This window comes from Prochlorococcus marinus subsp. marinus str. CCMP1375 (genome assembly GCF_000007925.1).
Taxonomy (GTDB): domain Bacteria; phylum Cyanobacteriota; class Cyanobacteriia; order PCC-6307; family Cyanobiaceae; genus Prochlorococcus_E; species Prochlorococcus_E marinus.
The window spans coordinates 301577-327870 of the sequence record NC_005042.1 but is presented as its reverse complement, the minus strand read 5'-3'; the positions used below and the strand labels follow the sequence as shown (position 1 = coordinate 327870).

The window sequence follows — 26294 nt, the reverse complement described above, 5'->3', positions numbered from 1 at the left end:
TCTATTAGTTTATTCTCAAGTTCTTAGAAGGTTTTGATCAAGCCAAGGCATTAATAAGGTAATCAAGAAGATTCTTAAACTCAGCGCCAGCTTGCTGACCCATATCATTAGGTATATCTAAATTATCTCGAATATAGGTAAATGCTTCTATATAAGCTGCTGTAGGCAAGAGTTGAATTCGAATCACTTCTCGCATTCCAGCAATGCCCCATTCATCTAATGGCCCAGTGCCTCCAGTAACCAGGCAATAGTTTATCAAACGCAAATAATGATGGATATCCCTAGAGCACTTGTCCTTATTAGCCTGCTCATAGTTCTCAGTGCCATATACGTAATCTAATGCCTGTGAAGTAAATCTATCTATATGAATAGAAAGCTTTTCTGCTGCTTCCAATCGATCTTTAGCCCTATCAAAAGACCCCTTGACAGATTCAATATCACTAATTGTAGGAAATCTGCCAGCAGCGTCGGCTGAAGCTATAACTGTGGTGACTGTTGATTTCATTTGCAGCTTATTTCTAGGGAAGGAATAAAATAATTCATTGAAATGGCCATCAATTTAAAGCATCAATTACTCTGTCAAAATAAGAGGCAGCCTCTGAAGCAATATCTTTACACTCAGCTCCTGACCCTGAATTGATACCTTCAAACATTTTTCTACCAGAATTAGTTTCAGTCATAATTGCAACCGTTGCAATTTTCATGATCTCTATAGCACGAATTGCATTAGACAAAGGAACACCTAAGGCAATATAAGTTTCTTTTAATCCATTAATACATCTATCGTCTAATACAGATGGGTCACCTGCGAGCAATGCATAACTTACATACCTCAAAATAATTTCACCATCTCTTAAACAAGCTGCCATCCTTCTAGTGGGATAGCAATGACCTCCTGGTTGAGTTAAGCCTGTATTCTCACAAACCATTCCTGATATAGCATCTGCAGCTATACAAGAAACATTTTGAGTAATTGCAAGAGTTGCATCTATACGTTTATTTGCATCTGCTACATATTTCCTAAGAGAAGATAACTCTGCACTACCAATAGTGGCACCTTTCGAATCAGCACTTACAACTGCTCTTGAGAATGCATCAAGCATCTGGATACCTAAAAACCAGAAATTATGTGATTTAAGTGCCTCTTACTGGTATTGAAAAGCACCGCTGTCCAACCTAACTCTAATGCCTCTTCTAGAAGAGCAGAAATGGTACTCTGCAATGCTTCTTAACTGAACTAAAGGGGGATTTATACAAAATGCCTCAAATAAGTTATTGAGAAGTCACTTAATCAATAACTTTTCAAGCTTTTGAGCTAGCCTTTTAAGAGTTTAGAGCTGTCATTTTGCAAGCAACTCAAAAAGAAATCAATGCCTCAATAGATGCGTTGAGAAACTACAGAGATAGACTTCAGACTGAAATTATTAATATGTCTCAAAAGCTGCGCATGTCCCAAGTCAAAATTCAGTCTATTTTAGAAGAAAATTCTGAACTAAAACAAATAGAAACCACATTAAAAGCACTAACAGCTCAAAGCAACCAAAATAGTTAAATTTTTTGAACTCAGATGTATAAAAAAGCAAGTAAAATCTAAATCCTTATTTTTATATTTATTTAAACAATTGCAAGATGGATAATCAAATTACATTCCTAGATGGACTTAATAAAGAGCAATCAAAAGCTGTAGATCATTATGAAGGACCTTTACTAGTTGTTGCTGGCGCAGGGAGTGGTAAAACCAGAGCTTTAACACATCGTATAGCACATCTAATATCAGAATATAAGGTTGAGCCTTCAGAAATCCTTGCAGTGACCTTTACAAACAAGGCGGCAAGAGAGATGAAAGATAGATTGGAAATTCTTTTAGCTCAAAAACTAGCAAAAATTGAATTTGGACAGCCATTTTCGACTTTAAAAATATCTATACAAAGTGAACTGCGTACCAGAATATATCGAGAAGTCATAAAAGAAATCTGGATAGGTACTTTTCATGCTCTATTTGCAAGATTACTACGTTTTGATATTGAAAAGTATGTTGATAAAGAAGGCTTGAAATGGACACGACATTTCTCTATTTATGATGAGAAAGATGCGTTAAGCTTGATCAAAGAAATAGTCACAGAAGATTTACAGCTCGATCCTAAAAGGTTTGAACCAAAAAAAATTCGTTGGGCAATCAGTAATGCAAAGAATAAAGGGATTTTACCAGATATTTTAGAAGAAAGTGCAGAAGGATTAAGAAGCAGATTAACTGCTAAGGCTTATAGAGTTTATAGAAAAGCGCTTGCTGCTAATAATGCTCTGGACTTTGATGATCTACTTCTTCTTCCAGTACAATTATTACAACAGAGCAAAGAGACTAGAGACTACTGGCACAAAAGATTTAAACATTTGCTAGTAGATGAATATCAAGATACGAATTGGACTCAGTATGAGTTGATAAAGCTCTTAGTCACCAATGGAGAGCCACCTTCATCGTTCAAGGCATGGGAAGGTAGATCAGTATTTGTTGTTGGAGATGCTGATCAAAGTATATATAGCTTTAGAGCAGCAGATTTTAGGATATTAATGGGTTTTGAACAGGACTTTGGTGCAAATAGTAAAGGCAATTATGATTCAAATGTTGTTAAGCTGGAAGAAAACTATAGGTCAACTTCCAATATTTTAGAAGCAGCTAATTCATTGATTTCTAACAACAAAGAAAGGATAGATAAAGTTTTAAAAGCAACTAGAAGTAGTGGTGATTTAATAAAGCTCACAAGGTGTGATGATGAAATTGCAGAAGCCGAAGCTGTTGTCCATAGAATAAGGCTTATTGATGCAGCTAATAATAATTTAAACTGGAGTGATGTTGCAATTTTATATAGAACTAATGCTCAATCTAGAGTTATAGAAGAATCACTTGTACGTTGGAACATACCTTACATTGTTGTTGGCAGCCTGCGTTTCTATGATAGAAGAGAAGTTAAGGATATTTTAGCCTACTTAAAACTATTAATTAACCCATCTGATAGCGTAAGCCTATTAAGAGTTTTAAATGTTCCTAAAAGAGGAATTGGCAAAACAACTATTCAAAAATTTACAGACGCAGCTAGTCAATTAGGTGTAACTGTATGGGACATCGTTACTGACCCTGAAGCAATTCGTTCATTAGGGGGTAGATCATCAAAAGGATTATTAGAATTCAGAGAGATTATTCAAGAATTACAGTCTCATTTAAATAGCTCCGGTCCTGCTGAAATTATTCGATTAGCATTAGAAAAAAGCGGCTACATAAAAGAGCTTATTTCGATTGCAACAGATGAAGCCGAAGAACGGCGAAGAAATCTAGAAGAACTTGTAAATGCTGCTCTTCAATATCAAGAGGAAAATGAAGCAGGAGATCTTGAAGGGTTCTTGGCAACAGCAGCTCTTGCAAGTGATGCAGACAATAAAGACAGTTCGCTTAACCGAGTAACTCTAATGACTTTGCATAGCAGTAAAGGCTTGGAATTCCCAATAGTTTGTCTTGTAGGAATGGAGCAAGGTCTATTCCCTAGTTATCGTTCACTTGATGATCCAGCTTCTCTAGAAGAAGAACGCAGACTTTGCTATGTCGGCCTAACAAGGGCTAAAGAAAAATTATGTCTATTTCATGCAAATGAAAGAAGGTTGTGGGGAGGCATGCGTGAACCTGCAGTTTCATCAATATTTCTTTCGGAAATTCCTTCAGAGCTAATAGAAGGTGACATCCCGCTATCAGGGGGAACAGTTTTAAGAAGAGATAACCGGCTTGAACGCTTGACTCGTGTTGATAGAGGCTCACCATCAGATGTTTCGAAGAAATCCCATGATGCTCCTAGCAACGCAGTAAGAAGGTATAGTTCCGGTCCAGCCCCAGGCAAAAAATGGTCCATAGGGGATGTCGTAATTCATTCCCGTTTTGGTCGAGGTGAGATAACACATGTTTTTGGAAGCGGAGAAAAAATTTCAATAGCCATTAAATTTATTGGCATGAGTCCAAAGATTCTTGACCCGCGCTTAGCTCCAATTAAGCCAATTGACGAACTTTAAAAGTCAAACTGTTGAGGAAATTACTTTTTAAAATGATCGAAGAACAACCTATCTTTCTAAGGCCATGAAAGGCCTTCCTAAAGCCAAGTTTACAGATGAATTCCCAAACTTGCCTCAAGGTCTTTGTAAGAACTTGACTTTAGCGGCAGATCAAGCTGCTGTTAAAAGAATTGCAATAGTTGGAGGGTTTGTGCGCGATGAATTAAGCCATCTGATTCACAATGAATCAAAACATAACTTTCGTGACATAGATCTTGTTATCGAAGGTTCGGTAAAAGACTTTGCGATGCAGCTACAAAAAAACCTTGGAAAATCAAACGTCATAATTAATCGTCTAAATCCTTCCTATCTAACAATTGAATTAAAAATAAATGATGTTGCTATAGATGTTGCAAGAGCAAGAATAGAAAGATATGAAAACCTAGCTGAAAACCCGAAGATTGCACCCAGTGAAATAAATAAAGACTTATTTAGGCGAGATTTCACAATTAATTCCATTGCATTTGACTTGAAATCCAAAGAGCTGATAGATCCTTACGAGGGTATAAATTCAATATCAGAAAAAAAAATCGAATTTATACATGACAAAAGCGTCTCAGAAGATCCAACCAGAGTCTTTCGAGCCTCTCGTTATTCAGCAAGACTAGGTTTCAACTTAACTCCTTTAGCAATCAAACAAATACGCTCAACAATAAAAACATGGCCTTGGCATTGGACTACACAAATGCCTCCTGAAAATGCTCCTGCTGCTCTAGCCACGAGACTGCGTATGGAACTAGAACTTTTATTTGATGGAACAGAGCAATGGAGAGGAGCACTTCAACAGCTTCAAGAATTGGGAGCATTGATTTTGCTCGACCAAGAGCTTCAAAACAACAAACATTGGGAACAAAGAATTAGCTGGGCATTCAAGTTAGGTGTAAGTCCATTGACTGCTTTTATTGCAGGGTCGTCAAATCCATATTGCCTTGGCATGCGATTACAAATACCAAAAAAAGAACAACAACTTTTAATTGAAAGCAAAGAAATAATGGACCATTTTTGTTCTATTAGTTTGTCAGAAAATATTGAGGTTTGGGATCCCTCAAGATGGTGCGAAGAAATTGAATCAACAAATTGGAAGCCTGAATCTATAGCAATTACAATCTGCTTAATGCCATCATTCTGGAGCTTCTTATTAAGATGGTGGGAAAAGTGGCGGCTCGTGAAATCAAAAATAACAGCTAAAGATCTACTTCAGACTGGATGGAAGTCTGGTCCAGAATTAGGTTTAGAACTTAAAAGGCTTAGATATATCGAACTTAAAAAAAAGTAATCAGAATAAATTTATTTTTCAAGGCCTAAAGAGTATCAACAAAACCAATTCTATGCCAATAATAATTATCTATTAAACTGTTAGCAATTTTTGATTCACAAGATATAACTAATGGTCCACAAGTTTGAGGATCAACTAATAATTCTTTGATTAAATGAACTTCTTGCATTTCTGATGAAATATCCTCCATTATTAGTTCTATGAATGGAACAGTTTTATTTTTTAAATTTAATAATTCTAAAAAGCATCTATTTGAAGGTGCAAGAGTACTTTCATAACCTAATTTGAACAAGTTTTTCACTCCATCTAACACTGGAATTGAATTAGCAAAAAGATTGATTTTTACAAGAGGGAGAGAAGCTTTTAATCTTTTAATATTAGTAGCTTGAATCATTTCGCCTAAATGTCCAAGCAATCCAAATCCGGTGATATCAGTACAAGCATGAATCAAAAATGAATCATTAGTTTCTAAAGATTGTTTTCTAAGACCTTCCACAAAAACATGTTGACTTTGAGATAACTGAAATAATGCGGCATCAACATGTTTAGCAGGTACTGCTCCCTTCATTGCTGCAGAGAAGATCACTCCAGTACCAATTCCTCTGCTTATGAGGATTTCATCTCCAATCTGAAGGCCTCCTTTACTCCAAGGACGAATATTTGGGACAACCAATCCATTAATAGAAAGAGAAATTTCTATATCCATAGAAATATTTCCTGACAATTCAGTCCTAGATTCATAAGTATGTCCACCAATTAGCTCGGCACCTTGAGGCATTAATGCTGATTTAATTCCTGAAAGGCATTGAATCAAAAGCTCTTGCTGTAATTTCTGATGAATGGTTGGGAGAGTTATTACAGCTTGTGCAGAAGTAACAGAAGCTCCTCTTGCCCATAAATCTGAGCATGCATGCAAAGTAGTTAGGCGAGCATTAAGCCAAGGATCATTTGAAAGAGCAGGAAAGCCATCAACACTTTGCAGCCAAAGGCCTTTATCTAAAGAAGAAGCAACCAATGCAGCATCTTCTGGATAATTAATTAAGTTGTCAAGTTCAGCTGATTTCAAAGCTGATTTGAGAGGCTGCGCCGCAACTTTTGAAGCACAGCCTCTACAAGCAATTATTTTTTCCTCATACTCAACCATTGAAAGCTCCTCGAAACCTTTTACAAAACCTCTATCAATGCTTTGCTTAAGTTTCCAAATCAAACGATTAGGACCAATCACCACAAAGCCCCAAAGAGACCACGCTATTGACATATTGGATTTAGATATACCACCAACTAATTTCAACGCTATTGACTGAGGTCTCCAAGCTAAAAGGCTCTTTCCCGATAAAGATCTTTCAAGATTTTTAGCTAACGGTTTAGCTGCACGAACCGCCCAGACCCCTGAAGGAGGACGACTATTTTTTGCGAGTACTCCACAATCACCAACAGCAAATATATCTGGCCGACCTGGAATCTCAAGAGTTGGAAGAGTAATAATTCTACCGGCATTATTGACCTTCAAACCACTGTTTTTAAGCCATTTTGGGGCTTCATTCCCTGTACAAATAACTGCAGGGCCATCAACTAAACTCTTAGGACTAATTATATCGATTTTCGCTAAATTAATAGCTTTCTTAAATCTCCAATTCAATTTTCTACTAAAAGCTTGCAATCTCAATTCTCGAGCAGGCCATCTTTTTCTCAAAGCAAAAACAATCTCTAATGCAGCAAGGCCAGAACCAATTACTGTAAAAGGCTTAGTCGATTCATTCTGTGACTCAACATCAAGTTCTTTAATACATTCCAAGGATTTCTCGAATGGTCTAATTGGAAAAACATCACTTCTATCTTTGAGATAAGAGGTATCTTCATCAACAAGTGTTTCTGAGCCAACATCAAGGCTTAATCTTGAAAAGCCTATAGAAGCACGGTTATGGAGAAATAATCTATTCTCATATATGTCTAGTGAATGAATTTCTCCAACAACTAATGAAACTCCTGCTTTATCTGTAAGTCGCCTCAAATCAATGGAAACTTCATCTAATTGATAATCACCAGAGATAAGCCCAGGAAACATCCCTGAATAAATCGTTGAGCTATCTCGATTAACCAAAGTAATTAAACACTTTGGTTTTAAATGAGGCTTCATTGCCCAACGTTTTAAAACAAGGGCATGAGTATGACCACCACCTGCAAGCAAAAGATGATCAACAAACATTTTTCTTCAGAAGAGATTGAACAAGATGGCAAATCTTGTTTGTTAAAAAATGCAAGACTTGGGGTCTTAGGGGGAAGCGGTCTTTATTCAATCGACAGCATTGAAAATATAAAAGAGCTTGATATAGAGACCCCCTATGGTAAACCTTCCGATAGTTTGCGCATAGGCAATCTAGGAGGTATGGAGGTAGTTTTTCTTGCTAGGCATGGAAGACATCATATATATACTCCTACAGAAATTCCTTACAGAGCAAATATATGGGCATTACGCTCATTAAATGTTCGTTGGATCCTTTCACCATCAGCAGTTGGATCACTTCAAGAACAAGTAAGACCTCTAGATATGGTTGTACCCGATCAATTTATTGACAGAACTCATCAAAGACCTCTTACCTTCTTTTGCGATGGTGCAGTTGCGCATGTGACGATGGCAGACCCCTTTTGCCCAACTCTTTCAAGATTGCTAGCAGAGGAAGGCGAACTACTAATGCCCGAAGCTCGTCAAGTCCATAAAGGTGGTACTTACCTTGCAATGGAAGGTCCTGCATTTTCAACTCGAGCTGAATCTCAACTCTATAGAAGCTGGGGTTGCAAGGTTATTGGCATGACAAACCACACAGAAGCAAGACTTGCTAGAGAAGCGGAAATTGCATATACATCTTTATCTATGGTTACCGATTATGACTGCTGGCATGAAGGTTTTGGGAATGTCAGCGTAGATCTAGTAATTGAAAACCTCGCGGCCAATGCAAAATTGGCCAGCAAAATAGTAGAGGCTACTGCTAAACGAATATCAAAATTATTGCCTCCAAGTGAAGCTCATACAGCTTTAAAAAATAGCCTTATGACTTCTAAAGATAAAGTCTCAGAGACAACTAGGGAAAAAATAAACTTATTTACTGAAAACTACTGGGGTAAATTCAATAAATAAAAGAGAATTAGATTCGAATCAACAGATCAGGCAGATCCTACACCTGTATAAGAACCATAAAAGAAGATCCCTAGAACAAAAATAACTGCAATACCTCCTGCAGTTGCGACTAACCACAAAGGTAACTGCCCTTCAGTCCAACGACGTTCCCACGAAACAGCTGGTCGACCATCTGGGAGTCTATCTGGGAGACGGCCATCAGGTCCCTTTAATTTAGAGCTCATGATTGAAGAAGAATTTAATTAAAGAAATAGCTTGAGAACAAAATCCCGAGGACAAAAACAAGCAAAAGCCCTAAATAAAGGCTTGTTCGGTTCAGCTCAACCGAAAGCTTGTTTGGATTTGGATTAACTTGCATAGCTAGATGGATAAGTCGTAAATCAACGACGGATGAACTGCATTGCTGCAATAGCACCCAAGAAAAATACTGTTGGGATTGCCAATGCATGTACTGCAAGCCAACGCACCGTAAAAATGGGGTAGGTGCGGACTTCGACAGCCTGTAAGGGAGAAGAAGAGTTTGTCATTGGTTATTTCAGGCGCAGGTCAAGTTGAGCCTTGGATTCAAAGCGTTGTGACACTACTGGAGCCTTAGTTTCAGAAGCCTGAAAATAGGTGTCTGGTCTAGGAGTTCCAAATGCGTCATAGGCAAGGCCTGTAGACACAAATAAAAATCCAGCGATAAAAATCGCGGGCAGTGTTACGGCATGGATGATCCAATAACGAACACTGGTGATGATCTCAAAAAACGGGCGTTCCCCGGTAGAGCCGGCAGCCATAGCCTCACGCGGTATTAGCTGCTAGATACTAACAAGGGTGTATCTAAAGTTAGGGCAGGTGTATCAGCATGGTTACAGAGCGTTGTGCATTGGGCACCTAATTATGAATATCCAACCCATCGCAAAACATGCCCTCTTTCCCCTAATACAAAGCCTTTAGGAGGATTGCCATTAGGATTCTTGAGGAAAAATATGCGAATAAAGTTTGTTGGTGTTGCGTAACCAATTGGATCTTTTTCCCAACTATTTCCATCATCTTTGCTCACTAAAAGTGTCCCATTTCCTCCTCCTGCCCAAATATTTCCTTCAGGATCCCAAGCCATATCCATATAGTTATACCCATTAACTAAAGGAATAATCGGCTTAGACCAACTTTCATAGTCTCCGGAAGCATCATTTAGTCGAATCTCAGCTCCACGAGAAAGCATCCACAATTGACCATCAGGTTTAAACCCTAAAGTTTGAACTCTTTTACTACTAGCTCTTTGATGAGACTGCCAAGCTTGATCTGTTTTATCTAAAGTGACAAAGAAATTTCCCAAGCTACTAACGCTGACATAAGTTCCATCTTCTTTTCGGCGTAAATCACGTACTCCTCCGGAAGCTTCGGCAACCCTTCCTTCCCAATTCTTGCCTCCATCAGTCGTCCGATATACAGCCCCAGCAGTGGTAGCTAATTCAGCAGAAGATGTATCAAGGGTAGTAATCAAATAAGGATTTCCAGGCAACTGACTTCCTAGAGATAGCCTTGTCCAATTTTTCCCAGCATCTTCACTATGTAAAACCAAATTAGGTTGTCCCACGATCCAGCCTTCATCTTCTTTAAAATCAATGCTCATCAATCTAAAATTTTCTTCAGCAGGAATATCCAAATCTCTTTCTTCCCAAGTAGATCCTCCATCAGTTGTTTCAAGAATTAGTCTGTTTGCTCCAACTAAGAAGCCATGATTGTCATCCACGAATGCAATATCAAGAGGATTGTCATCATTGGCTAATTCAATCTCTTCCCAAGGACTACTTGATTGGACGGGGATTCTTGTTGTTGTTACGCAACCACTTAGGCCTAGCCCAAGTACGAAAATCAGAATCAAGTTAAAGGAAAATTTAATTAAACGATTCATAGGAGCCTTAATGCAGTGAATAAAGGGATAAGAAACAAGCAGCAGCAAAAGCTAAACCACCAAAAATAAGGACATTCTTTTGACCTGGAGGAAGAGTGTTAAAGCCAAAGCCATAAACAACGTTCTCTTCGAAACCATCACTAGGTTTAAATTTAGCGCCTATATCTTTGTAAGCAGAATATTTTGATCTACAAACTGGGCATCGAAACTTTGTCTGATCAATGTCCAAGAAAGAGGTGCCTGGTGAAATTTTATATTTCTTCAGCCCTTCCTTAGGATCATAAACATACCCACAATCTGTGCATTCAAATCGATTGAGGCTAAGATCCTCTTTGAGATCAGTAACTTCATGATCTGAGGTTTTCTCTGCATTAATAGGACTTTGGCCAATTTTATTGGCTTCTGTCTGATCTAATGCAGGTTTTAGTTCATCGCTCACCGTTTGCAGTCTCACACAACCCAACTCTATCGAGGAAAGTGACCTTAAGTGAGTGCCAAACTAATAATCAAGTATTTAATGCCCAATGTTTACTCTCCCAGGCTACGATGCATTTCTTGGTTTCCTTTTAATATCAGCAGCTGTTCCTGCTCTAGCGTTAGTAACAAACAAGCTAATTTCTCCAAAAAGTCAGCCTGGTGAAAGAGAACTTACCTATGAATCTGGGATGGAACCCATTGGAGGGGCTTGGATTCAATTTAATATTCGCTATTACATGTTTGCCCTAGTTTTCGTTATTTTTGATGTTGAAACAGTATTTCTTTATCCATGGGCAGTTGCATTTCATAAACTTGGCTTATTAGCATTTATAGAAGCACTCATTTTTATTTCAATTTTGATAGTTGCACTAGCATATGCTTGGAGAAAAGGAGCACTTGAATGGAGCTGATTCATTGAATAACATTCCTTCAATAGAAGCTGTAAAAGACATTCGTTCAGGAACATGTGGTCCTGTTGCTGCTCCAGCGGTTACATCCGATTTAAGTGAAAATATTATTCTCACTAGCTTGGATGATCTCCATAATTGGGCAAGGTTAAGCAGCCTATGGCCTCTGTTATATGGAACTGCATGTTGTTTCATTGAATTTGCTGCTCTAATTGGTTCTAGATTTGATTTTGATCGATTCGGATTAGTCCCTAGAAGTTCCCCAAGACAAGCTGATCTTTTAATTGTGGCTGGGACTGTAACTATGAAAATGGCACCTGCATTAGTAAGGCTTTACGAGCAAATGCCAGATCCTAAATATGTTATTGCAATGGGCGCTTGCACTATTACAGGGGGAATGTTTAGTGCTGACTCAACTACTGCTGTTAGAGGAGTTGATAAATTAATTCCAGTAGACCTTTATTTACCTGGATGTCCACCTAGGCCAGAAGCAATTTTTGATGCAGTTATCAAACTCCGTAAAAAAGTAGGAAATGAATCTTTTCTTGAAAGAAAAAAAATAACTCAAACACACCGTTATTTCACAATCACTCATAAAATGAAAAGGATTAATCCATTAGTAAATGGATCTTACTTAAATGCAAAGACTCAAAAAGCAGCTTTAAAAGCAGGGGATGATATATCACTTCCCACAAAGTCTGAATCAATTGAAACCACAACTAAAGAGTTGAATTAATTATGAATGAAGAATTAGATAAAAAAATAACAGAAGAAACTAATCAGGAAGTCTTAGAGCCTCAAAGAGGACCAATCAGTGAATTATTGTGCAAAGAAGGGTTGGAACATACTGTCAACGAAGTTGACCATATAGGGATTGAAATCATTAGTGTAAAGCCCGAATTTCTTTTAGATATTATTGTGAGTTTAAAAAATAATGGCTTTAATTATCTAGAATGTCAAGGTGGATATGATGAGGGCCCAGGTTTAAACATTGTCTGTTTTTACCATTTAATTGCAATAGAAAATTATAAGGATAGTGATAAGCCAAGAGAGGTTAGGGTGAAAGTATTTTTAAATAGAGATGGGGATCTAAAAGTCCCTTCACTTTATAAGATATTCCGAGGTTCTGATTGGCAAGAGAGAGAAACTTATGACATGTTTGGAGTAAATTTTGTTGATCATCCTCATCCTAAAAGGTTATTGATGCCAGAAGATTGGAAAGGGTGGCCATTAAGGAAAGACTATATACAACCAGACTTTTATGAAATGCAAGATGCATATTAATTACGCATCTCTTTTATACTTTTTATAAAAGCGCATCACTGCTAAAGATAGTTTCCTAGGATCATGCCTTAAAACAGACTTAGATATTATTTTTGATTCCTGTAATGATGCTTTGAATAATCTATAACCTTGAGATCTAAGCCTATTCCAATCACATATAACAGGCTCAGCTCCTCTAGAAAGATAATATTCAAGCAAAGCAGATGGTGGTAATTCTTTTTGTGCAAGAATCGAATTAAAGATTCTCCTTGTAACACCAAAACTTGCTAACTGAGCCTCAATTGCTCTGATATGCCCTGCCAAGTCGAGTCCATCAGTCTCACCAGGTTGCGTCATTAGATTACATATATATAGCTTTGGAGCCTTACTCCTTTGAATTGCTTCAACAATCTCAGGTACAAGTAAATTAGGTAAAAGAGATGTATACAAACTCCCAGGCCCAAGAACAATTAACTCGGCATTTTCGATTGCTTCTATTGCGCTTGGCAATGCTGGAGGCTGCTCTGGATAACAGCCAATTCTAATAATTGGTGACCTTACATTACCTATAGCTGACTCCCCTTCAATTCGTTCACCATTTTCAAGTTCAGCCCATAAACGAACATCAGCATTTGTAGCTGGAACAACTTGGCCTTGTACAGCAAGAACACGACTAGAAGCAGTAATTGCAGTTTCTAAATTCCCTGTGATGGAAGTCAAAGCTGACAAGAAAAGGTTGCCGAAGCTATGCCCAACCAGACCTGTTCCTGATGAAAATCGATATTGGAAAAGCCTAGTTAAAAGTGATTCTTCTGTAGATAAAGCTGCTAAACAATTTCTAATGTCACCAGGAGGTTGAACACCTAATTCTCTTCTTAAAATGCCACTACTACCGCCATCATCTGCAACAGTAACAATAGCGGTTATTCGACTGCTATACCTTTTCAACCCTTGAAGCAATGCGGAGAGGCCTGTACCGCCTCCAATAGCAACAATATTCGGCCCCCTATTAAGCTTACTTTTAGCTCGCAAAGCATCTATTAAAACATCATCCTTTTCAGGAGCAATGGCATTCTGAATTGATTTAAAGCTTCTACTTTGACCCCAAATTAAGAGGGAAATGCCAACAAGAAACACAATTGGTCCAGTAATACTTCTAGGCAAAAACTTAGTAATCGTTCCTATTAATAAAAATATTCCTTCAATAACCCAATAAATAGGTCTCAAATCAGCCCATATCGAAGCCCCGAAAAGAGCAACTATTAAACCAAGGCCGGAAGTAAGCATCCATCTTTTGACTACCAATCCAGGCAAAAGCCAACCTAGGGCGCGTTGAATTCGCCCAAGCAAATCAAACTTAGAAGTCCTCTTAGCATTATTCTTGCGCCATCTTGAAGATTTGCGTCCTCGAGAACTTTTCTCTTTCAATGGCTTATTAAAAAAAACAATTTTAATAAATCTATTGTATTGAATTTAAAATAACTCTAAGTGAAACTACTTTATAGTCCAAGAAAGTAAATGTTGAAATGAAAGATCTGCCATCTAAGCCTATAGAGTCAAAAAACTATCCTGTAGTTGAAATGGATAGTTTATCAATGAAGTGGGCCGATAATTCTGTTCTTAATAAAGTTAGTTTAAAGATGAAGCCAGGGGAAAGAATCGCCATTATTGGACCTTCAGGATGCGGCAAATCAACAGTTTTAAGATTGTTAGCGGGTTTATTGCTCCCTTCTAGTGGAGATTTAAAGTTATTCGGACTCATGCAAAACTACTTGAGATTAGACCAAACTTTTCCTCCTGATGTTCGTTTAGTATTTCAAAATCCAGCTCTAATAGGTTCACTAACAGTTGAAGAAAATGTAGGTTTTCTTCTAAGAAAAAACTCAAGCATTACTGATAAAAGAGCTAGAGAAATCGTTATTTCATGCTTAGAAGAAGTAGGGCTTTACAACATTGCAGATAAATTCCCTGGGCAACTAAGCGGCGGGATGCAAAAGCGAGTAAGTTTTGCAAGAGCCTTAATCAATGATCCAAACAAAGAATCAGACTCTATGCCACTGTTATTATTTGATGAACCTACTGCTGGATTAGATCCTGTTGCTTGCACAAGAATTGAAGATTTAATAGTTAAAACAACTACTCTTGCAATGGGTTGTTCAATAGTAGTTAGTCATGTCATGAGCACAATTGAACGTTCTGCGGAAAGGGTTGTAATGCTTTATGGAGGAGAATTTCAATGGGATGGTTCTATAGATGATTTCAAAAACACTCAAAACCCTTTCATTAAACAGTTCCGAACAGGTAGCCTTGAAGGGCCAATGCAACCTAAAGAGATTTAAACCCCATGCGGCGCAGCTTCCGTGATGCCATTGTCGGATTTTCCCTTATAGGAGGGGTCGTAATTTTTTCAGGACTAACTCTTTGGCTGAAAGGATTAAAAATTAGCTCCAATACATGGACTGTTTTTGCGAATTTTGCAGATGCAAGTGGTTTGTCTGAGGGCACTCCAGTTACTTTTAGAGGTATTCAAATAGGATCTGTTAAAAAAATAATTTTCACCTCAAAAGATGTAAGAGCAAAAATTAGAATTAATAGCAACAATGTAATTTTGTTTAAGCCAGTTTATGCAAAAATTGAGACCAGTTCTTTATTAGGAGGGGATGCAGAAGTATCAATGATTAGTCAAGGCGATCCTATTGAAGGGATATCCTCTAATCCAAAGCAAGAAAATTGCCCAAAAGATTTAATACTTTGTGCAGGAGATTCAATTAAAGGGAATGATCTTGAGAACCTCTCTAAATTAACTGGGGAAATCAACAAATTCCTTAACGAAGCTGAGAATGAAGAAATTATTTCAAAAATAGTTAATTCTATAGAGCAATTTGATAGCACTCAAGAAAACCTAGATGAGTTAATAAGATTATCAAAATTAGAATTATTTAAAGCTAGGCCAATTATCGACGAATTAAAAAAAACAGTGGCTCATATAAATAATATATTAGGCTCTATTGATGACCCAGAAATACTTAGTGATATAAAGTCAAGTTCCAGTTCTATCAAATCATTCACGGCTAAGCTCGACAAAATAAGTGGAAAAGTTGATGAAATAATAAATGATGAAGAGTTAACCAATGGTATCAAAGAAGCCGCTATTGGTATAGGGAAACTATTCAACGATATATATGAATAAACTCTTTTTTATTTAACTGTATTAATTGCATCCATTGCAATAGAAGCAAGTGCCTGATCTGTTGCTTTAGGGAGTTGAACATACTTGCCTCCCGCAGCATCAGCCAAATCTTTACCAATACCACTTGCAATAAACTTTCTTTCAGTATCTATTACCAATAATTTAATCCCTAAAGTACGGTAACGAGTAGCAATATCTAATACTTCTTGCTTTAAATCAACTGAATCATCCCCATCCAATTCTGGTTGGCCTAAAGATTTTCCTAGTGGGATATTCCCGCGTCCATCAGTAATTGCAACAACTACAACTTGTCCTAAGTCCCCAGTAGAAAGAGCATTAGCCCCTACTCGAGCTGCTTGTGTTAAACCATGCGCCAATGGTGACCCCCCTCCACAAGGCATAGTTTCTAACCTACGCTTTGCTGCTGTAATCGATCTGGTTGGGGGGAGCAAAACTTCAGCTTGTTCTCCTCTAAATGGGATCAAAGAGACTTCATCTCTACTTTCATAAGCCTCGGTCAACAAGCGAATCAAAGCTCCTTTAGCGCTCTGCATTCTATTAAGTGCCATTGATCCACTTGCATCAACCAAGAAAATTACTAGAGAGCCTGCCTTTTTTTGAAGCAACTTCGCTCGCAAGTCTCCTTCTTGTACTATCACTTTTCTTCCAGGCTCTCTTTCCCTTCTTGCCTTCTGATAAGGGGCTGCTGCTCTTAAAGTCGCATCAACCGCAATTCTTGTCACTGGTCCTTTAGGAAGAATGGGCTTTACATATCTACCGCGACTATCGCTAAATACTGCTGATCTACTACCACTACTTCCGCTTTTTGATTTTGCAGCAGAAAAAAGTAATAAATCTGGATCTATGGCACACGCTTCAGGATCAAGCATGAACTCTTCTGGAATAGGCGGAGCTGATTGATCTTCTGGCATATCATCATCTTCAGTATCTTCATCTTCAGTATCTTCATCTAAAGATTCGTCTTTAGGAGGGGGTGGTTGTTGCTCATCAGGTGGCGGGGGCTCCATTTGTTCTTCCTCTGGTGGAATTTGCAATGATCTAGGAGCTATCACAAGACGGACTGCTACTTTTAAATCCTCAGCCTCAACCTTGTCACGACCACAAAGAGCAGCATGGGCCTTAGCTACTCGCGCAGCATAAAGCTCTGATCTATGCCCTTCTACGCCACCACGAATTGCTTCCTTAACGAGATATTCAATTTGCTCTTGACTAAGAGCTATATCTGAAAGCCATTGTCGAGCTAACAGCAACTGAGTAGCCAAAGCTTGTGTTGCTTCATCCCACTTCTTAGAAAACTCCTTGGTGCTGAAACCAAAAGCAAGGGCTGACTCTGTAATCTCTACTCTCTGTTCATTAGAAATAATCTGATCAGCCGACAAAACAATTGCAAAACGATCCAACAAATGATCCCGCACAGCACCTTCTTCAGGGTTGTAAGTAGCTATTAAAAGAGGTCGACATGGATGACTAAGACTTAACCCTTCTCGTTCAACTTGGTTTTCCCCTGAACCTACTGCCGCAAGCATTAGGTTGACAATTCCATCATCAAGCAGATTCAGTTCATCTATATACAAGACGCCCCTATGAGCTTCTGCTAATAGGCCTGGCTGAAAAACAGCACTTCCACTATCCAAAGACGAAGCTACATCGACTGCTCCTACAAGTCGATCTTCTGTAATTCCTAGAGGAACTTGAACAAAAGGCGCTTGAACAACTCTTGTTTGTAGGTCTTGTTTTCCATTAGCTGAATTATTTGATTCTCTTTGTTTAATTAATTCATTTGTTGCATCATCCCATTCTTCAGGAAAGTTTGGATCTAGGTTTCTTCCAAAAGGTCGAGGTCCTTGCAAATCTCCTGCGAAACGAAGGTCAAGAACTTCTATAGGAGGCAAAAGTGCATGCAAACCTCTTGCTAAAACAGATTTTCCAGTTCCACGTCCACCTGCAATAATGACTCCACCTAATCCAGGATCAACTGCTGCAAGCATTAAAGCTAATTTCAATGTCCCATGGCCTGTTACAGCAGCAAGAGGGAAAGATGTATTCGCTTCTTCCAAAGATGGAAGCACTGAACTAATACTCTGTGGCTCTTTTTCTGAGGGAACCATCAAATCTCTAAATCCATATCATTTTCGCATCAGTTTACCTAAATAGCACAATGTCTTCTATTAACTATTTAATATCGAAAACTCTTGCTATCGGATTAGGAGCAAATATTGAAAGCCCAGCTGGCTCTCCAGCAAAAACTCTCATAACTGCAAGGCCTTTACTAGAAAACACAATCACTTCTTGGATAAAAAAATCTTTAAAAAATGCTTCAAAAAATTCTATAGAAGATTCAACGATTGATTTTAGTTGGTCACCTTTATATAGAACAGCTCCACTTGGAGGACCTAAAACTCAACCTTCTTTTATAAATGCTGCATTAGTAATTCGTGAAGGGGGGTTAAATCAATTAATTCCTTCAGTAGAGGCAGCAAGAGACCTTTTAAACAATTTATTATTGTTAGAAAAGCATTTCGGCAGAGATAGAGAAATCTCAAAAATACATTGGGGACCTAGATCACTAGATCTTGATATTCTCGCTTGGGGAGATTTACAAATCAATGATTCAGATTTAATCCTTCCGCACCCTTATCTAATCGAAAGGGATTTCGTAATAATCCCTTTAGCTCAAGCACTTGTAAAAAAATCAAGTTCTCCGATACAAATACCTTCACAAAAAGGCTGGCCCGAGTAAAGAGAATAAAGGCATTAGAAAAAACAAAACATATATCCTTAAAATAAAAAGTATTTTCGGCGTAACCAATCATGAGTCCATTGTCGCAACAAGAGCCATCCAAAATTTTAGAGAATATTCAAGCGCTTGATTCAAAAAAAATCCGGTTTGAAATCAACAGGTTTGAGTTGCCAATTGGCGTAGAAGGAACTTTTGGAGTTATAAAGCATCCCGGAGCAGCTTTAGCAGTCCCAATTAAAGAGAATGGGAACGTAATAGTCTTGCGACAGTATAGATTTGCAATCTCGAGAAGAATACTTGAATTTCCTGCAGGGACGCTTGAACCAAACGAGGCACCATTAAAAACAATCCAAAGAGAATTGCAAGAAGAATCTGGTTACAAAGCCTCTAAATGGGATTCACTAGGAGTAGTTATGCCATGCCCTGGTTATTCTGATGAAATTATTCATCTTTATTTAGCTCGTGAAATAGAACCTTTGCTTAAACAACCAAGTGGAGATGAAGATGAAGACATTGAGGTCTTAGAAATGACCACCTCTGAGCTTGAAGATTGCATTGCAAGCGGGAATGAAGCACTTGACGGGAAAAGTGTGACTGCTTGGCACAGAGCCTGTCAGGTACTCAAGCCTTAAGATGTATATAAAAGGCCCAATATATTATCTATAATTATCAATCTTTCAAAGACTTCTTAATTGAATTTACGACATATTCTTGCTCTTCTAATGTCAACTCAGGGAAAATAGGAAGACTAAGAACTTGGCTACAAAGGCTTTCTGTATTTGGCAAATTATTTACTTTGTAACCAAGTTTTTTATATGCAGGTTGCAAATGTATAGGGATTGGATAATAGATTATTGTATTAACGCCATCATGTAGAAGTCGATCCTTCAGGGTATCTCTAGCATCACTTTCAGGTAAGTCTTTGCAGATATTTTCTATTTTTTTTATTCCCTTAACTTTTTCTTCTTTAGAGCAGTCTTTAACTCTAATTACAAATTGATTCCATGAATGAATGTCATTATTTTTTTCGCAAAAGCTTGGCAAAGCTAAGTCAGACAACCCCTTTAATAAGTTTATATAACGTTTAGCAATTTCTTTCCTTTGGGTTATCCATTTATCAAGTATCGGCAACTTCACATTTAGAATGGCTGCTTGAACTGCATCCAATCGACTGTTATATCCCAGTTCAGTATGAAAATATCTACGCGGCATTCCATGTATAGCAAGTTCTCTAATACGTTCTGCCAACTCAGGATCATTAGTAGTTACAGCACCAGCGTCTCCAGCTGCCCCTAAGTTCTTTGTAGGGAAAAAGCTAAAACAGCCTATATCGCCAATACTTCCCACTGGCTTCCCATCCCATTGAGTCCCAACAGCTTGTGCGCAATCTTCAATCACTTTTATCCCATTTTTCTTAGCCAAAGAGACTATTTTCGTCATATTTACAGGACAGCCAAAAAGATGCACAGGCAAAATGGCTTTTGTCAAAGGGGTTATAGCTGCTTCAATTAATTCAATATCTAATAAATAATTAGTTGGATCAACATCCACAAACACAGGTGTAGCACCAACATTACTTATTGCCTCAGCTGTAGCAAAAAAACTAAAAGAGGGAGTAATTACTTCATCCATTGGTCCAATATTCAATGCTCGTAAAGCAAGCACCAATGCATCTGTTCCACTATTGCAACCAATGGCAAAGCTAACCCCAACAGCATCTGCGAAAGATTGTTCAAATTTAAGTACTTCTGAACCTCCTATATAAATTCCACTCTTAACAACCCTCGAAACAGCTTCATCCAGATCCTGCCCTATTTCAGACAGTTGTTTTTCAAGAGTAAAAGGGGGGACTTGCATAAATTGCACCTTAAGGCTTTTTGTACTTACCCAGCCACCTTTTCGATCCCTTGGTTAGGAATTCAACCAAACCAAGAAGGTTCAAATCCTTCCCTCCATTTAATATTGCATCCAATTGAAGGCTTTTGATCAATAGGTACCTCACAAGAATTTAAAACTGCATTTAACGCACGTCTCAAATCAAATCCATTTGGATCAATATTGTTTCCTGGACGACTTTCATCCAATTGTCCACGGTAAATCAAGTGATGTGATCCTTTGTTTGGATATGAAAAGAGAAAGAAATCTGGCGTGCATGCAGCTTTCAAAGATTTTGCAAATGTTTGCTCTAGATCAAGAAGATAAGGGAAATTCCATCCATTTTTGATGATTTGTTGAACTAAAAATTCAGGGCCATCTTCAGGATGACTTTCCACAGAATTGCTTGCCACAGCAAGAAATTGAATATCATCCCCAAAGTCTTGATCTAACTTAGATAATTCCGATTCTATATTTTTTACAAAAGGGCAATGTGCGCAAAGAATCATTATTAATACTGGCTTATTCAATAGCATATTGCTAGTGAATCTGGCTGCGGTATTGCTACTTGAAAAGAGAGTATTGTCGTTAATCTGTAGTAAAGGCAAATCAAAAGATGGCATTGCATAGCCTAAGGGCAGCATCGTGGATGAAGTTTTTACCATAGTTTTTAAAATAGACTTCCAATAACATCAAAATAGTTTCTTATTTATATCCCTGAATGCACCCTTAGTAAGAGAGAATTATTAAAACCATTAAATTCAAACTCCAGAAGATGCTTCTAGATCTAAGCGGCAAGAAAATTCTTGTAACAGGAATAGCTAACAATCGTTCGATTGCTTGGGGGATTGCGCAACAGCTTCATGCAGGTGGAGCTGAACTTGGGATTACATACTTACCTGATGATAAAGGTAGATTTGAATCCAAAGTTCGAGAACTCACAGCACCACTAGAACCAAGCCTTTTCTTACCACTCAATGTACAAAATAACTCTCAAATCGAGGAGGTATTCAATGAAATAAAAGATAAATGGGGTGTAATAGATGGACTTGTACATTGCTTAGCTTTTGCGGGGAAAGAAGAGCTCATCGGAGACTACAGTGCTACCTCTTCAGAAGGCTTTTCACGAGCATTAGATATAAGTGCATATTCTCTTGCACCGTTATGTAAATATGCCAAACCACTCTTTAGCCAAAATGCAGGGGTGGTTACACTTACTTATCTAGGCGCAGAAAGAGCTATCCCAAATTACAACGTGATGGGAGTAGCAAAAGCTGCATTAGAGGCATCTGTACGTTATCTTTCATCAGAGTTAGGTCCTAGTAAACAAGTAAGAGTAAATGCCATAAGCGCTGGTCCCATAAGAACTTTGGCAAGTTCAGCGATTGGTGGAATTCTTGATATGATTCACAATGTTGAGGAGAAGGCTCCATTACGCCGAACAGTCACTCAAACTGAAGTAGGTAATACTGCTGCATTCCTTCTCAGTGACCTCTCAAGCGGCATATCAGGGCAAACTATTTACGTGGATGCTGGATATTGCATTAACGGAATGTAATTTAAGTGTCACCATAGCTTTAGTTGAACCAGAGATATGAATTTACAAAGACAAGCTGAAATTCATCGAGTCACTAACGAAACTGAGGTATCAGTTCGATTAGGCCTTGATGGATCTGGGAGATGCAAAGTTTCCTCGGGGATTGCTTTTTTAGATCACATGCTTCATCAACTATCTAGCCATGGGTTATTAGATCTAGAGCTGGTCGCCAAAGGTGATACTCACATTGATGATCACCACACTAATGAAGATGTTGGCATTGCTTTAGGACAAGCTCTTTCTAAAGCTTTAGGAAATCGCAAAGGTATTTACCGATTTGGTCAATTTACTGCTCCTTTAGATGAAGCGCTTGTGCAAGTCATTCTTGATTGTTCTGGCCGCCCTCACATCAATTATGAATTAGAAATACCAACTCAAAAAATCGGTACATATGACACTGAATTAGTTAGAGAGTTTTTTGTAGCCTTAGCAAACAACAGTGGCTTAACACTACATATAAGGCAACTCAATGGAAGCAATTCGCATCACATAGTTGAAGCATGCTTTAAGGCCTTTGCAAAATCACTAAGAATGGCTATCGAAGCTGATCCACGAAGAGGAGGTTCCATCCCTAGCAGCAAAGGTGTTCTGGAACAAGCAGGAGATAATAATACAGAAAAATCTAAATAACCTTCTCTCGCGTTTTTAAAGCAATTACGCGAGGATTAACTGATCTAATCAATCAATTGTGGTGGACAACTCTAAAAAAACTCCTGAGATAGAAAGATATTCTGGACAATTTGATCAAACCGATTGGTCTAGTGCTTACTGCAATGTTGAAAAAGAATGCACAAACATAAAATTAAAATTGATTTCTGGACAGGTGCCTCCAAGACTAAAGGGTAGTTTTTATAGAAATGGCCCGGGGAAATTAGAGCGCAATGGACAGTGGGTCCATCATCCATTTGATGGAGATGGAATGATTACCCTAATGCGATTCAATAACGGTGAAGTGACCTTTAGTAATCGTTTTGTAAAAACACAAGCTTGGGAGGAAGAAGAAAAAGCAGACAAATTTCTTTATCGAGGAGTATTTGGTACAAAAAAAACAGGTTTAGCAATATCTAATTTTGGAGATGTTCGTCTCAAAAATATTGCCAATACTCATGTAGTAAAACTTGGGAATAAACTTCTTGCCTTGTGGGAAGCCGCTGGTCCGCATGCTCTAGATCCAGAAACACTTGAAACTCATGGTCTTTCTTCTTTAAATGGAGCACTTTCACCTAAAGAAGCATTTAGCGCCCATCCACGATTTGATCCAGGACATCACAAAGATCCCCGAATGGTAACTTTTGGAGTTTCAACCGGTCCTAAAAGCACAATCCGTTTGATGGAATTTGCCACCAAAGGAAGCAATGCTGGAAATCTTATTAGTGATAGAAAAGACAGTTTTAATGGGTTCGCATTTCTCCACGACTTTGCTATTACTCCCAATTGGGCAATTTTTTTGCAAAATGCCATGGATTTCAACCCTTTACCTTTCATAATTGGTCAGAAAGGAGCAGCCCAATGCTTGAGTTCAAAATCTGATGGGAAAGGAAAGTTCTGGCTGATTCCAAGACACTCTGGATCATTTTCGAACCAACCTGCAAAGATAATTGATGCACCAGATGGTTTTGTTTTTCATCATCTAAATGCCTGGGAAGAAAATCAATCAGTAATTATTGAAAGCATTTTTTATAAAGATTTTCCTACTATTGGTCCAAATGAAGATTTTAGAAATATTGACTTCAATCAACTACCTGCAGGAATTTTAAAAAGATGTCGAATTAATCTATTAACTAATGAAACTGAGCAAGAAACATTAAGTACTCAATGTTGTGAATTTGCTATGGTCAACCCTTATTTTCAAGGCCTTTCTGCTAAATACTGCTGGATGGCTACTGCAGCAAAAAATATAGGCAATGGTCCACTTCAAGCAATAAAGAAACTAAATCTAATTAACAAAGGATCATGCGAATGGAGTAGCTCACCAAGAGGCTTTGTAAGTGAACCACTTATGGTCCCTGAAGATTCCACAGGCAATGAAGATGATGGATGGATTTTAGTTATGACATGGAACGGAAAATTTCAAACTAATGAATTAGTTATTTTAAATGCCAATAACTTAAGTCATCAAGCAACATTAGAAGTTCCAATAAAAATTCCTTATGGCTTACATGGAAGCTGGTCAGATTCTTAAAGCCATTAAATCTTTAACCACTATTTTAATTTAAAAAATTAGGAGTCCAATATCTTTTTTAAGCTAGGAATTAATTTTTTAACAGCAAGTCCGCGATGGCTGAGTTCTCTTTTTTGCTTGGAATCCATTTCTGAAAATGTTAGTCCAGTTCCTTTCACTTCAAAAATTGGATCATATCCAAATCCAAATTTTCCTCTAGGCGTAGTAGTAATAATTCCATCACATCTGCCATCTAGCTCAAGCAATACTTCCCCTTTTGAAGAAGCTAGGCAAAGTGCTGCAGAAAAAAAAGCACTCCTATCATCAACCATCTCTAATTCTTTTAATAATCTAGAAACCCTTTCCAAATCAGTATTTGCATATCTTGCAGAAAAAACCCCTGGAGCTCCTCCTAAAGATCCAACACTTAATCCCGAATCATCTGCAAGAGCCATTTCACCAGTAGCTTTTGCCACAGCAATAGCCTTGATGCGTGCATTTTCAGCAAAACTAACCCCTGTTTCCTCAACCTCTAAATGCTTTGGTTGGCCCATTACAACTAATGGGATTCCAGACAAAAGTTGAATAAACTCTTCAATCTTTCCATCATTGTTACTAGCAATTATAAGCTTCGTAAGAGATTTCCCAAGATTAAAGCTCATATCTGAGAGGCGAAGTTCTTAGCCCAAGCAAGAGTTTCTTCAACCTCTTTATAAGTTGGAGCCTCGCAATAAATTCGCAGCAAAGGTTCAGTCCCTGAGAAACGAAACATTAACCAATGTCTTTCATCAAATCTTAACTTGCATCCATCCAATTCAATTACTTCTTTGACTTTCTTACCCTCAACTAATAAAGGAGGGTTTATTTTCAAAGACTTTTCCAGTCTTTGTCTTGAATCATTATCAGAAAGAAGAAGGTCAAAACGATCATAAAAACTTGTACCTAATCGTTTTTGTAAATTATCTAAAAGACTTCCTAATGGCTTTCTTCTATAAACAATTGACTCCAGTAAAAGCAATGCAGCATACAAAGCATCTCTTTCTGGCAAATGATCTCCAAAACCTATACCACCAGACTCTTCCCCGCCAAGTAAAACTTTTCTAGAAAGCATCTCTTGAGCAATATATTTAAAGCCTACTGGACGTTCAATAACTTCTCTATCAAAGTCTTTTGCTATTAAGCGAATACAGTCAGATCCACTAACAGTTTTAATAACACAACCAGGTAAATTTCTAACTCCCGCCATATGCTCAATGAAGAGAGGTATTAATAGCTGGGTACTGCAAAACCTTCCTGTTTCATCTATAGCTGCTATTCGATCCCCATCTCCATCAAAAGCTAACCCAAGAACAGGATGACCTTCCAAAGCTAATTCTTGAGTATTTACAATAAGTTGATCAAGATTTTTAGCTAAAGGCTCAGGGGCATTCCCACCAAATAAAGGATCTCGTTTTGTCCTTATTTCTTTTAAAAAATCGTGTGATTCATTTCCCAGAATCTCTGTCATGCATCCTGCAGCAGAACCATGCATTGAATCAACAATCACCTTTAATCCCATTGCTCGAATGCCAATTAAAAGAGCTGGAATATCCATTTTTCTTTTTAAACCAATTAAATGATTTTGACGACAAGAAAACTTTTCCGTTTCGCCAAGGATTGGGGCAGTGATGCCTCCTGTAAGCAGTCTCTCTTCAACAGCTTTTGTAAAGTCCTCTTCAACAGATCTACCTAAAGGGCCTTTTATTTTTAATCCCAGCCATTCAGGCGGATTATGACTAGCTGTAATAACTAATGCACCTAGAGCATTATTTTCAACTACTGCCCAGCTACATGAAGGAGTAGTGACTGAAACATCTGCTAACAATGGATACAAGCTACAGCCTCGAACTGCATCGGCAATTGCTTCAGCAAATTCAGAGGCTAAAAATCTACGGTCATAACCAATGACCACCTTATTCGTGGAATCATTTTTAGCCCTATAAGCCATCTCCTGAGCAGAGGCAACTGCCACTCTAATAAGTCTTTCAATAGTAATATCAACACCTAAAACACCTCTCCACCCATCAGTGCCAAATTTAATTGGAGCTGCTTGGAATTTCATAACTTAAAAAAATCCAAAAAATTGATTAAGTAAATTGTTGATCCAGCCAAATTAACCT

Annotated in this window: 29 protein-coding genes; 14 read left to right on the top strand and 15 right to left on the bottom strand. The window is 38.0% G+C overall.

Translation table 11 applies throughout. From position 1 onward, the window contains the following. Positions 1–37 precede the first annotated feature (37 nt). Positions 38–505 carry a bleomycin hydrolase gene (locus tag PRO_RS01710; protein ID WP_011124493.1) on the bottom strand — a complete coding sequence of 156 codons (468 nt, stop codon included), beginning with the start codon at positions 503–505 and terminating at the stop codon, positions 38–40. A gap of 49 nt (positions 506–554) precedes the next feature. Then, entirely contained in the window at positions 555–1103 is a 549-nt protein-coding gene (locus tag PRO_RS01705) for an R-phycoerythrin subunit beta (RefSeq protein ID WP_011124492.1), read from the bottom strand. Positions 1104–1345: 242 nt separating this feature from the next. Here PRO_RS01705 and PRO_RS01700 point away from each other — a divergent pair, with 242 nt between their 5' ends. The 3 genes from PRO_RS01700 to PRO_RS01690 all read left to right on the top strand — a co-directional run bounded on the left by PRO_RS01700 (position 1346) and on the right by PRO_RS01690 (position 5368). Then, on the top strand, positions 1346–1552 hold the full coding sequence (locus PRO_RS01700) for a hypothetical protein (protein WP_011124491.1): 207 nt from the start codon (positions 1346–1348) through the stop codon (positions 1550–1552). Positions 1553–1629: 77 nt separating this feature from the next. Next, complete coding sequence (locus PRO_RS01695; protein ID WP_011124490.1) at positions 1630–4053, top strand: ATP-dependent helicase; 2424 nt, start codon at positions 1630–1632, stop codon at positions 4051–4053. A gap of 64 nt (positions 4054–4117) precedes the next feature. Beyond that, positions 4118–5368 (top strand): CCA tRNA nucleotidyltransferase, encoded by a 1251-nt coding sequence (locus tag PRO_RS01690; protein ID WP_011124489.1) that lies wholly within the window; start codon positions 4118–4120, stop codon positions 5366–5368. Between the two features lie 25 nt (positions 5369–5393). Here PRO_RS01690 and selD read toward each other — a convergent pair whose 3' ends face one another. Next, positions 5394–7574, bottom strand: coding sequence for a selenide, water dikinase SelD (selD, locus tag PRO_RS01685; RefSeq protein WP_036891662.1), 2181 nt, complete (start codon positions 7572–7574; stop codon positions 5394–5396). Between selD and mtnP the strand changes: the two genes are divergently transcribed. Further along, complete coding sequence (gene mtnP / locus PRO_RS01680) at positions 7560–8504, top strand: S-methyl-5'-thioadenosine phosphorylase (RefSeq protein ID WP_011124487.1); 945 nt, start codon at positions 7560–7562, stop codon at positions 8502–8504. The two genes, selD and mtnP, sit on opposite strands and share 15 nt — an antisense overlap. A 26-nt stretch (positions 8505–8530) precedes the next feature. Here mtnP and PRO_RS01675 read toward each other — a convergent pair whose 3' ends face one another. The 6 genes from PRO_RS01675 to PRO_RS01650 all read right to left on the bottom strand — a co-directional run bounded on the left by PRO_RS01675 (position 8531) and on the right by PRO_RS01650 (position 10843). Further along, the gene (locus PRO_RS01675) at positions 8531–8728 is read right to left on the bottom strand and encodes a photosystem II reaction center protein J (RefSeq protein WP_011124486.1); all 198 of its coding nucleotides are present in this window, start codon (positions 8726–8728) and stop codon (positions 8531–8533) included. Positions 8729–8742: 14 nt separating this feature from the next. Then, the gene (locus PRO_RS01670; protein ID WP_011124485.1) at positions 8743–8862 is read right to left on the bottom strand and encodes a photosystem II reaction center protein L; all 120 of its coding nucleotides are present in this window, start codon (positions 8860–8862) and stop codon (positions 8743–8745) included. A gap of 22 nt (positions 8863–8884) precedes the next feature. Next, a complete protein-coding gene (gene psbF, locus PRO_RS01665) occupies positions 8885–9031 on the bottom strand; it encodes a cytochrome b559 subunit beta (protein WP_011124484.1) in 147 nt (48 codons plus the stop codon). A 3-nt stretch (positions 9032–9034) separates the two neighbouring features. Continuing rightward, positions 9035–9283, bottom strand: a complete 249-nt coding sequence (gene psbE, locus PRO_RS01660; protein ID WP_011124483.1) for a cytochrome b559 subunit alpha — start codon at positions 9281–9283, stop codon at positions 9035–9037. Positions 9284–9384: 101 nt separating this feature from the next. After that, on the bottom strand, positions 9385–10404 hold the full coding sequence (locus PRO_RS01655; protein WP_011124482.1) for a photosynthesis system II assembly factor Ycf48: 1020 nt from the start codon (positions 10402–10404) through the stop codon (positions 9385–9387). Positions 10405–10411: 7 nt separating this feature from the next. Continuing rightward, a complete protein-coding gene (locus tag PRO_RS01650) occupies positions 10412–10843 on the bottom strand; it encodes a rubredoxin (protein ID WP_011124481.1) in 432 nt (143 codons plus the stop codon). An 85-nt stretch (positions 10844–10928) separates the two neighbouring features. Here PRO_RS01650 and PRO_RS01645 point away from each other — a divergent pair, with 85 nt between their 5' ends. The 3 genes from PRO_RS01645 to PRO_RS01635 are packed head-to-tail and all read left to right on the top strand — an operon-like array spanning position 10929 to position 12572. Continuing rightward, positions 10929–11291 (top strand): NAD(P)H-quinone oxidoreductase subunit 3, encoded by a 363-nt coding sequence (locus tag PRO_RS01645; protein ID WP_011124480.1) that lies wholly within the window; start codon positions 10929–10931, stop codon positions 11289–11291. Between the two features lie 4 nt (positions 11292–11295). Further along, on the top strand, positions 11296–12024 hold the full coding sequence (nuoB, locus tag PRO_RS01640; protein ID WP_011124479.1) for an NADH-quinone oxidoreductase subunit NuoB: 729 nt from the start codon (positions 11296–11298) through the stop codon (positions 12022–12024). A 2-nt stretch (positions 12025–12026) separates the two neighbouring features. Beyond that, a complete protein-coding gene (locus PRO_RS01635; protein WP_011124478.1) occupies positions 12027–12572 on the top strand; it encodes an NAD(P)H-quinone oxidoreductase subunit J in 546 nt (181 codons plus the stop codon). On the opposite strand, the gene PRO_RS01630 is transcribed toward PRO_RS01635, so the two are convergent. After that, on the bottom strand, positions 12573–13838 hold the full coding sequence (locus tag PRO_RS01630; RefSeq protein ID WP_164923259.1) for a gluconeogenesis factor YvcK family protein: 1266 nt from the start codon (positions 13836–13838) through the stop codon (positions 12573–12575). Between the two features lie 239 nt (positions 13839–14077). Between PRO_RS01630 and PRO_RS01625 the strand changes: the two genes are divergently transcribed. Together PRO_RS01625 and PRO_RS01620 are read left to right on the top strand one after the other, a co-directional pair. Continuing rightward, entirely contained in the window at positions 14078–14890 is an 813-nt protein-coding gene (locus PRO_RS01625; RefSeq protein WP_011124476.1) for an ABC transporter ATP-binding protein, read from the top strand. 5 nt (positions 14891–14895) lie between these two features. After that, on the top strand, positions 14896–15741 hold the full coding sequence (locus tag PRO_RS01620) for an MlaD family protein (protein ID WP_011124475.1): 846 nt from the start codon (positions 14896–14898) through the stop codon (positions 15739–15741). A gap of 8 nt (positions 15742–15749) precedes the next feature. Here the strand turns inward: PRO_RS01620 and bchD are convergent, their stop codons facing one another. Beyond that, entirely contained in the window at positions 15750–17870 is a 2121-nt protein-coding gene (gene bchD, locus PRO_RS01615) for a magnesium chelatase ATPase subunit D (RefSeq protein WP_036891654.1), read from the bottom strand. A gap of 50 nt (positions 17871–17920) precedes the next feature. Between bchD and folK the strand changes: the two genes are divergently transcribed. Both folK and PRO_RS01605 read left to right on the top strand, forming a co-directional pair. Next, complete coding sequence (folK, locus tag PRO_RS01610) at positions 17921–18502, top strand: 2-amino-4-hydroxy-6-hydroxymethyldihydropteridine diphosphokinase (RefSeq protein ID WP_011124473.1); 582 nt, start codon at positions 17921–17923, stop codon at positions 18500–18502. Positions 18503–18573: 71 nt separating this feature from the next. Further along, the gene (locus tag PRO_RS01605) at positions 18574–19134 is read left to right on the top strand and encodes an NUDIX hydrolase (RefSeq protein WP_011124472.1); all 561 of its coding nucleotides are present in this window, start codon (positions 18574–18576) and stop codon (positions 19132–19134) included. 37 nt (positions 19135–19171) lie between these two features. Here the strand turns inward: PRO_RS01605 and PRO_RS01600 are convergent, their stop codons facing one another. Together PRO_RS01600 and PRO_RS01595 are read right to left on the bottom strand one after the other, a co-directional pair. Further along, on the bottom strand, positions 19172–20359 hold the full coding sequence (locus PRO_RS01600) for a DegT/DnrJ/EryC1/StrS family aminotransferase (RefSeq protein WP_011124471.1): 1188 nt from the start codon (positions 20357–20359) through the stop codon (positions 19172–19174). Between the two features lie 62 nt (positions 20360–20421). Beyond that, positions 20422–21042: a thioredoxin family protein gene (locus tag PRO_RS01595; RefSeq protein WP_011124470.1), complete on the bottom strand. Its 621-nt coding sequence runs from the start codon at positions 21040–21042 to the stop codon at positions 20422–20424. 110 nt (positions 21043–21152) lie between these two features. On the opposite strand from PRO_RS01595, the gene fabI reads away from it, so the two are divergent. The 3 genes from fabI (at position 21153) to PRO_RS01580 (ending at position 24156) form a co-directional block, all read left to right on the top strand. Further along, a complete protein-coding gene (fabI, locus tag PRO_RS01590; RefSeq protein WP_011124469.1) occupies positions 21153–21935 on the top strand; it encodes an enoyl-ACP reductase FabI in 783 nt (260 codons plus the stop codon). 36 nt (positions 21936–21971) lie between these two features. Further along, entirely contained in the window at positions 21972–22604 is a 633-nt protein-coding gene (hisB, locus tag PRO_RS01585) for an imidazoleglycerol-phosphate dehydratase HisB (RefSeq protein WP_011124468.1), read from the top strand. A gap of 61 nt (positions 22605–22665) precedes the next feature. After that, a complete protein-coding gene (locus PRO_RS01580) occupies positions 22666–24156 on the top strand; it encodes a carotenoid oxygenase family protein (protein ID WP_011124467.1) in 1491 nt (496 codons plus the stop codon). 38 nt (positions 24157–24194) lie between these two features. Here the strand turns inward: PRO_RS01580 and rdgB are convergent, their stop codons facing one another. Further along, positions 24195–24797: an RdgB/HAM1 family non-canonical purine NTP pyrophosphatase gene (gene rdgB, locus PRO_RS01575; RefSeq protein ID WP_011124466.1), complete on the bottom strand. Its 603-nt coding sequence runs from the start codon at positions 24795–24797 to the stop codon at positions 24195–24197. Further along, complete coding sequence (locus PRO_RS01570) at positions 24794–26236, bottom strand: phosphoglucomutase/phosphomannomutase family protein (RefSeq protein ID WP_011124465.1); 1443 nt, start codon at positions 26234–26236, stop codon at positions 24794–24796. Before PRO_RS01570 ends, rdgB begins: the two co-directional genes overlap by 4 nt. Positions 26237–26294 lie beyond the last annotated feature (58 nt).

Excerpts from the sequence above, each read along its gene's own strand:
- PRO_RS01570 (WP_011124465.1), bottom strand. The coding sequence starts at position 26,236 with ATGAAATTCCAAGCAGCTCCAATTAAATTTGGCACTGATGGGTGGAGA.
- fabI (WP_011124469.1), top strand. The coding sequence starts at position 21,153 with ATGCTTCTAGATCTAAGCGGCAAGAAAATTCTTGTAACAGGAATAGCT.
- bchD (WP_036891654.1), bottom strand. The coding sequence starts at position 17,870 with ATGGTTCCCTCAGAAAAAGAGCCACAGAGTATTAGTTCAGTGCTTCCA.
- PRO_RS01605 (WP_011124472.1), top strand. The coding sequence starts at position 18,574 with ATGAGTCCATTGTCGCAACAAGAGCCATCCAAAATTTTAGAGAATATT.
- folK (WP_011124473.1), top strand. The coding sequence starts at position 17,921 with ATGTCTTCTATTAACTATTTAATATCGAAAACTCTTGCTATCGGATTA.
- mtnP (WP_011124487.1), top strand. The coding sequence starts at position 7,560 with ATGATCAACAAACATTTTTCTTCAGAAGAGATTGAACAAGATGGCAAA.
- rdgB (WP_011124466.1), bottom strand. The coding sequence starts at position 24,797 with ATGAGCTTTAATCTTGGGAAATCTCTTACGAAGCTTATAATTGCTAGT.
- PRO_RS01690 (WP_011124489.1), top strand. The coding sequence starts at position 4,118 with ATGAAAGGCCTTCCTAAAGCCAAGTTTACAGATGAATTCCCAAACTTG.
- selD (WP_036891662.1), bottom strand. The coding sequence starts at position 7,574 with ATGTTTGTTGATCATCTTTTGCTTGCAGGTGGTGGTCATACTCATGCC.
- PRO_RS01695 (WP_011124490.1), top strand. The coding sequence starts at position 1,630 with ATGGATAATCAAATTACATTCCTAGATGGACTTAATAAAGAGCAATCA.
- PRO_RS01630 (WP_164923259.1), bottom strand. The coding sequence starts at position 13,838 with ATGCTTACTTCCGGCCTTGGTTTAATAGTTGCTCTTTTCGGGGCTTCG.
- PRO_RS01675 (WP_011124486.1), bottom strand. The coding sequence starts at position 8,728 with ATGAGCTCTAAATTAAAGGGACCTGATGGCCGTCTCCCAGATAGACTC.
- psbF (WP_011124484.1), bottom strand. The coding sequence starts at position 9,031 with ATGACAAACTCTTCTTCTCCCTTACAGGCTGTCGAAGTCCGCACCTAC.
- PRO_RS01595 (WP_011124470.1), bottom strand. The coding sequence starts at position 21,042 with ATGGTAAAAACTTCATCCACGATGCTGCCCTTAGGCTATGCAATGCCA.
- PRO_RS01620 (WP_011124475.1), top strand. The coding sequence starts at position 14,896 with ATGCGGCGCAGCTTCCGTGATGCCATTGTCGGATTTTCCCTTATAGGA.
- PRO_RS01670 (WP_011124485.1), bottom strand. The coding sequence starts at position 8,862 with ATGCAAGTTAATCCAAATCCAAACAAGCTTTCGGTTGAGCTGAACCGA.
- PRO_RS01645 (WP_011124480.1), top strand. The coding sequence starts at position 10,929 with ATGTTTACTCTCCCAGGCTACGATGCATTTCTTGGTTTCCTTTTAATA.
- PRO_RS01635 (WP_011124478.1), top strand. The coding sequence starts at position 12,027 with ATGAATGAAGAATTAGATAAAAAAATAACAGAAGAAACTAATCAGGAA.
- psbE (WP_011124483.1), bottom strand. The coding sequence starts at position 9,283 with ATGGCTGCCGGCTCTACCGGGGAACGCCCGTTTTTTGAGATCATCACC.
- PRO_RS01655 (WP_011124482.1), bottom strand. The coding sequence starts at position 10,404 with ATGAATCGTTTAATTAAATTTTCCTTTAACTTGATTCTGATTTTCGTA.
- PRO_RS01705 (WP_011124492.1), bottom strand. The coding sequence starts at position 1,103 with ATGCTTGATGCATTCTCAAGAGCAGTTGTAAGTGCTGATTCGAAAGGT.
- PRO_RS01600 (WP_011124471.1), bottom strand. The coding sequence starts at position 20,359 with ATGCAAGTCCCCCCTTTTACTCTTGAAAAACAACTGTCTGAAATAGGG.
- hisB (WP_011124468.1), top strand. The coding sequence starts at position 21,972 with ATGAATTTACAAAGACAAGCTGAAATTCATCGAGTCACTAACGAAACT.
- PRO_RS01625 (WP_011124476.1), top strand. The coding sequence starts at position 14,078 with ATGAAAGATCTGCCATCTAAGCCTATAGAGTCAAAAAACTATCCTGTA.
- PRO_RS01710 (WP_011124493.1), bottom strand. The coding sequence starts at position 505 with ATGAAATCAACAGTCACCACAGTTATAGCTTCAGCCGACGCTGCTGGC.